The organism is Kocuria salsicia (assembly GCF_007681555.1).
GTDB classification, from domain to species: domain Bacteria; phylum Actinomycetota; class Actinomycetes; order Actinomycetales; family Micrococcaceae; genus Kocuria; species Kocuria salsicia.
Genome location: NZ_VELE01000027.1, coordinates 1 through 1669 on the forward strand (window position 1 = coordinate 1; position 1669 = coordinate 1669).

At 64.5% G+C, this 1669-nt stretch carries 2 protein-coding genes and 1 pseudogene; 1 reads left to right on the forward strand and 2 read right to left on the reverse strand.

Annotation, left to right across the window (positions count from 1 at the left end; translation table 11 throughout):
- Positions 1–172: 172 nt before the first annotated feature.
- Both FS770_RS13520 and FS770_RS14170 read right to left on the reverse strand, forming a co-directional pair.
- Positions 173–556, reverse strand: a complete 384-nt coding sequence (locus tag FS770_RS13520) for a hypothetical protein (protein ID WP_222126530.1) — start codon at positions 554–556, stop codon at positions 173–175.
- A gap of 205 nt (positions 557–761) precedes the next feature.
- A pseudogene (locus tag FS770_RS14170) lies at positions 762–929 on the reverse strand (transposase); the annotation flags it as partial.
- 134 nt (positions 930–1063) lie between these two features.
- Between FS770_RS14170 and FS770_RS13530 the strand changes: the two are divergent.
- Positions 1064–1669 (forward strand): phosphotransferase (locus FS770_RS13530; RefSeq protein ID WP_186366806.1); only part of this gene is annotated, 606 nt, incomplete at its 3' end.

Sequence of the window (1669 nt, forward strand, 5' to 3'; positions counted from 1 at the left end):
ATTCATGACAACCACCAGCAGCGACTGCAAGTCCAGGTTCTGGGCCACCTGGTGGTTGTACCCGGTTGGAGACGCCTTCTGTACGTGCTTACGAAGGTCAGCTAGATGTACTGACCGGACACGTTGGTTGAGGAGCGAAACGCGGTTCGGTCCTGTTGTGAGGGAGAACTCCTCACCGTCGGACGAGGAGTTCCTGTGATGCGTTGCAGGCTTGGGCGAACACCCTTGGGTCGCCTTGGATTGACGCGGTGACCTGCGCTCCTTCATGGAGCAGGTGCAGCAGGGTCCCAGTGTTCTCGTCGCCGCTGGCGATCTGCGTGAACAGGGCCAGCATCCAGGCTTTCTCTGCCCGGATGAACTTGGTGGCCTCATGGTCGCTGGCGCCGATCTCGGACCACGCGTTGACGAACGCGCAACCGCGGGGGGTGCTGGTCGCCCATTGGGCAGTGTGCTGGTAGACGATGTCTAAGGCTTGAGCTGGGGAGGCATCGGTCAATGTTTCCAGGAGTTCGCCTTGCCAGGCGTGGGCGCGTTGTTGTAGGTAGCAGACGATCAACCGATCCTTGGGGCTGCCGCACGATCAGGTGACAGTTGGGGTGTCAGGCCACGAGGCTCACGGCCGGGTTCATGATGGTCTCGTATTCGATGGGGGTCAATCGGCCCAGGCGGGCCTGTCGGCGGCGTCGATGATAGGTGCGCTCGATCCAGGTGATGATCCCGATGCGCAGCTCCGTGGAGTCTTCACGGGTCTTCCCGGGACGGTTGCCGTCGTCGATGCCTGCTTGGCGGATCCATTTGCGCAGCGTCATCTCGTGGACGCCGAAGTCCTTGGCGATCTGAGCGAGGGTGACGCCCGCTTCACGGGTGCGCGCGACACGCACGACGTCGTCACGGAACTGTTGAGGGTAGGGCTTGGGCACGGTGATCATCCTTCCAGATCGACCCGCGTCGGCCAGCCAGGTTCGGTGTCACCTATCCGTACAGCAGTCCCATTGGTTGTCGAGCCAGGTGTGATTGCGGGCAGACTGTGCTCATGACTCCTGCCCGTCCTGAGCATCCGTCCATGGCCGACCGACTGGTTCATCTGGCCGGCCAGGCCCCGGCTGCGCTCGGCCTGGGCTCCTCACCGGGCGACGGAGACGAGGTGCGTCTGCTGGGGCATGGGGAGAGCTTCGCGGCGTGGTTACTGGAGGCCGGCGAGCAACGGGTGGTGGTGCGGATCGCCCGGCGTCCGGTGGAGGAGCTGCCGCGGCCGATGCAGGAGGAGTTCCACGGGCTGAGCCTGGTGCCTGAGGGCATCGGCCCGCAGGCGCTGGTGCTGGAGGAGTCGGTGGACAATCCGTTGGGTGCTCCGTACATGGTGGTCGGTTTCGTGCCCGGCCGTGTCCTTCCACCGGGGCAGTGGACCCCGGGGCTGGTCCAGGCCCACGCCCAGCAGATGGCTCGTCTGCATGCCCAGCGCTTCGACCGCTGCGGTGAACTGACCACACCGGAGGAGGAACACCGAGAGACGGTGGATATCGCCGGTCAGTTCGCCGCCGGGCTGGAGTGGTGGTCGGACAACCACCCGGGGGTGATGAACGAGCCCGACGTGACACGCCTGGCGCGGAAGGTGGGGGCGTATCTGCAGGACGCACAGAAGGTTTTCAATCGGTTGGAGTCCTTCGCG